A 3,730-nucleotide genomic window follows, 5' to 3' on the forward strand; every position below is an offset into this window, starting at 1 on the left:
CGATCGACTAAGCCTGCCTCCGGAAGTCATGGCCAAGGTCTACGAGGCGGTGACCACCGGCGGATCAATCATCGTCTCCGATCAGGGCATCTCGGCCGGCGAAACCGGCGAGGGAACGGATTTCATCGTCTCACTGCGCTAGTGTCGCGACTCACGCATTCGTATCCTGCCAAGGCGGGTTTTCTGGCGTTTACCGCTAGGGAAAACCGGCTCCTCCTTTGCCGCATCATGCGCTAAAAGCCGCCGGCATGGATCACTCCCCAACACTCAGTTCGTGGCCGCGGTCGCAGTCCACAGGACGCGATGCGCTGGCACCGCTGACCTTTCTCGGCTGGCGGCTGGGGCTCGCTACGATTATTGCGGGCCTTGCGACCTCGTTTTTTCTCTGCGGCTACGCGCTGGTCTATTGGCGCAATGCCGATATGGATCTGATGGTGGTCTACAACGCGCTTGTCCTAAACGACGGCCGGCCGCAGCAATTCTTCGACCATACCGGGTACCTCACCATCCTTTCCGTGAAGGCGTGGTTCGAGATGCTGCACGCGTTTGACCTGCTCAGCTCCTGGTCGCTTTCGACCATGCCTCCGGCTTCCAACCGCGCAGCGTTCGACGCTGCCATGACGGCCGACATTCGCGCCGGCCGACTGCTGGTCTGGCTGATCGCAACCAGCTGTGTGTTGATCTATGCAGGCCTGATCCGCGCCATCGTGCGCGACTGGCGTCTCGCCTTGATCGCGACCTTTGCATTTGCTTTTTCCGGCGGCCTTGCCGTGCATGAGCGCATCTTGCGCACCGAACTCTTAGCGGCGTGCCCGGTCATTTTCGCGTTGATGATTTTGATCGTGATCGGGCGGCGCGCCAGCGCCGCGCGTCCGCTGTGGATGGCGCTCTGCGCCGCACTTTGCATGCTGGGGCTCGAAAACAAAGTGCAGGCGGTCCTCCTGATAGCGGCCCTCCCCTTTCTCGCCTTGCCATTCGGAGGCGCACAGAGCGCCAGTGTGGCCTTCTGGCGCAACAGCCGATCTTCCCTTGTATCGGCGCTTGTCGCATTGATCGTGGCGATCATTGCGATCTGGGCAGCATGGCCGCTCGTTGCAACCGGTTTCGACCGTTCGTTGCTCGAACCTGCTGGGTTTCACCCGCTGCTGCTCGGCCGCTTTGGAGTTTACCAGGCGCTGCTGCTGGGCCTGATCGGCGCATGCATGCTGACCTACTCTGCACTCTGGAGGATCAGCGCGGCCGAAACCGCGGCGTCCATGGCTGCGGTTGCAGCTGGTGCAGCTCTGGCGCTGCTGGTGCTCAATATCGACTACAACGCCAATAACGTCATCGCGGTATTCAATCCATTGGAGAAGATGCTGAAGTTCGCCGACGCCGGGACGGCTGCGGCGGCGAACCAATCGAGCGTCAGCGACATCTTGCGCCTTTTGCTCGACGGCCTGGGCGGCGTAGCGGCCCGTTATTCCTTCGTCCTGCACTCCTCGCCGCGGCCTACCGTTTTTCTGACTTGGCTGATCGTACCCGGTATCGTCTACGCATGGATGCGGGGTGAAAAGCAGGTGGCGATTGAGGCCTTCCTGCTGCTGATGGCCGCAGTCGGCATCGACGTGCTCGGCGTGCGGCGAGCGTTGAAATCCGAATATTTCATCCTCACGGATCCCTTGATCATCCTTGCCGGCGCGATTCTGCTTGCGCGGATGCCCGACCTGCGCGTGCGCAAATGGGCCTATCCGATCGCGCTGGTTCTGTTCGTCCTGCAGATCGCGATCGGTCAGGCAGAGCCGGTCAAATATGCCTTGATGCGCCGCGGCCCGGAATCGGTGTGCGAATGGAACCAGTACTATTTGCCGCTGATGCCCCTACCCTGGTGTCCGGGCACGCCATCCTGATACGCCGCCAGCCTGAGGAACCAAAACACCGGATAATCCCGGAGTCTGCCAAAGCTGATATAGCCTTAAGGCGCAACTCGGATATGATGGATGAGGTGAGGAGTCGCGCGTCAGGCGCGGTCAGATCGCAAGGAAAACCACGATGCGGATGGCGGCAGGACTAATCGTTGCAGGCGTAATTTCCTTTTGCGCGAGCGGAGCAGCGTGGTCGCAAACCCCACCCGCCAAGACCGATGCCAAGCCCGCCGCTGCCCAAGCGGCCACCGCGACCCCCGCGGCAACCAAAATGCCGTGTTCCAATCCTGACGCATTGGGGATCAGCCGCGTTGTCGAAGTCGACACCACGGGCGGCCCGGGATTTGGCTTCGAGCACTTCAAGCAACTCGATTTCCTGCGTGACAAAGAAGTCGTGCTGACCTTTGACGATGGCCCCTGGCCGGAGAATACGCCCTCCGTTCTCAAGACGCTGGCCAATGAGTGCACGACCGGCATTTTCTTCCCCATTGGAAAGCACGCGACCTACTATCCCGAGATTCTCAAAGAGGTCGCCGCGGCTGGCCACACCATCGGGTCGCACACATGGTCTCACGCCACCCTCACCAACAAGAAGCTGACCGAGGATCAGCGCAAGGAGGAAATCGAGAAGGGCTTTAGCGCGATCAAATGGGCGCTGGGAGCTCCGCCCTCCCCGTTTTTCCGTTTCCCTGCCCTGCAACATCCGCCGGAGATGGTGACTTATCTCGGCACGCGGAACATTGCGATTTTCTCCTGCGATCTCGATTCCTTCGACTTCAAGGCGCGCAATGCCCAGCAGGTCATCGATGTGACGATGAAGAAGCTCGACAAGCTCGGCAAGGGCATCATCCTGATGCATGATTTCCACAAGCATACCGCCGAGGCGTTGCCCACCTTGCTGCGAAGATTGAAAGAGGGCGGCTACAAGGTCGTCTGGATGAAGGCAAAGGCGCCCGTTCAAACCCTTCCGCAATATGACGAAGAGCTTCAAAAAGACGTGAAGCTGCCGACCGTCAGTTCACGGCCGGTGTCGAGCGTGGTGCAAACGATTTCGGAATAGCTTCACGGCGGACGTAAACGTAGAAGGGCCATGCCGGCGCTCCGCATCGAGGGCTATGTCATCGTATCCGCCGACGGCATGTTGGCGGATGCAAACCATGTGATGCCGGAGGCGCTGAAATTCGAAGGCGACAAGCGCTTTTTTACAGCCGCACTCGATCGCGCCGACCTGATCGTACACGGCCGGCACTCGCACGAGGAGCAGCCGAACTCACCGCGACGAAAGCGGATTGTTCTGACGCGGAAGGTCGAATGCCTCGCCGACGATCCCGCCAATCCCAAGGCGACGTTATGGAATCCGGCTGCGGCACCTTTCGAGGCGGCCTGCGAGCACGCGGGCATTCACGCGGGCACCGTTGCCATCATCGGGGGGCCCAGCGTGTTCGATATGTTCATGGATCGCTATGACACCTTCTGGCTGTCACACGCGCCCGGCGTCCACCTGCCCGGTGGAGAGCCGGTCTTTTCAGGTGTGCCGCAGCAAACGCCCCAGGAAATTTTGAGGCGGCATGGCCTCACGGCCCGCGATAGCCAGATCCTGGACGAGGCCCACGGCGTCACGGTGACGCCATGGCGACGAACGCCCTAAACGTCGTACGCCGGCTCGGCGGCTTTGGCTGAGCGGCCTGTCCCGGCGATCATCAGCAAGGCGCCGATCAACGACAGATTCTTCAGCGCATGGATCGTATTGTTGGCGGCCTCGGCCCCCGCCTGATTCCAGAAATCGTGGAAATAGAACGTCGCTGCCGCCACGAACAGCGCCAGCA

3 protein-coding genes and 1 pseudogene are annotated in these 3,730 nt (G+C 60.8%); 3 read left to right on the forward strand and 1 reads right to left on the reverse strand.

Annotated features, from left to right (window positions below; all coding sequences use genetic code 11):
- Window positions 1-248 precede the first annotated feature (248 nt).
- The 3 genes from NEZ08_RS25120 to NEZ08_RS25130 all read left to right on the forward strand — a co-directional run bounded on the left by NEZ08_RS25120 (window position 249) and on the right by NEZ08_RS25130 (window position 3,552).
- On the forward strand, window positions 249-1,889 hold the full coding sequence (locus tag NEZ08_RS25120) for a hypothetical protein (RefSeq protein WP_298113323.1): 1,641 nt from the start codon (window positions 249-251) through the stop codon (window positions 1,887-1,889).
- Between the two features lie 142 nt (window positions 1,890-2,031).
- Complete coding sequence (locus NEZ08_RS25125; RefSeq protein WP_298113326.1) at window positions 2,032-2,964, forward strand: polysaccharide deacetylase family protein; 933 nt, start codon at window positions 2,032-2,034, stop codon at window positions 2,962-2,964.
- Window positions 2,965-2,994: 30 nt separating this feature from the next.
- Window positions 2,995-3,552 carry a dihydrofolate reductase gene (locus NEZ08_RS25130; protein ID WP_298113350.1) on the forward strand — a complete coding sequence of 186 codons (558 nt, stop codon included), beginning with the start codon at window positions 2,995-2,997 and terminating at the stop codon, window positions 3,550-3,552.
- Here NEZ08_RS25130 and NEZ08_RS25135 read toward each other — a convergent pair.
- Window positions 3,549-3,730 (reverse strand): annotated as a pseudogene (locus NEZ08_RS25135) (hypothetical protein); the annotation flags it as partial. The gene NEZ08_RS25130 and the pseudogene NEZ08_RS25135 overlap by 4 nt on opposite strands.

Source organism: Bradyrhizobium sp. (assembly GCF_027451485.1).
GTDB lineage: Bacteria > Pseudomonadota > Alphaproteobacteria > Rhizobiales > Xanthobacteraceae > Bradyrhizobium.

What these genes read in the sequence shown, in the direction of transcription:
- NEZ08_RS25120 (WP_298113323.1), top strand. Translation starts at nt 249, where the DNA reads ATGGATCACTCCCCAACACTCAGTTCGTGGCCGCGGTCGCAGTCCACA.
- NEZ08_RS25125 (WP_298113326.1), top strand. Translation starts at nt 2,032, where the DNA reads ATGCGGATGGCGGCAGGACTAATCGTTGCAGGCGTAATTTCCTTTTGC.
- NEZ08_RS25130 (WP_298113350.1), top strand. Translation starts at nt 2,995, where the DNA reads ATGCCGGCGCTCCGCATCGAGGGCTATGTCATCGTATCCGCCGACGGC.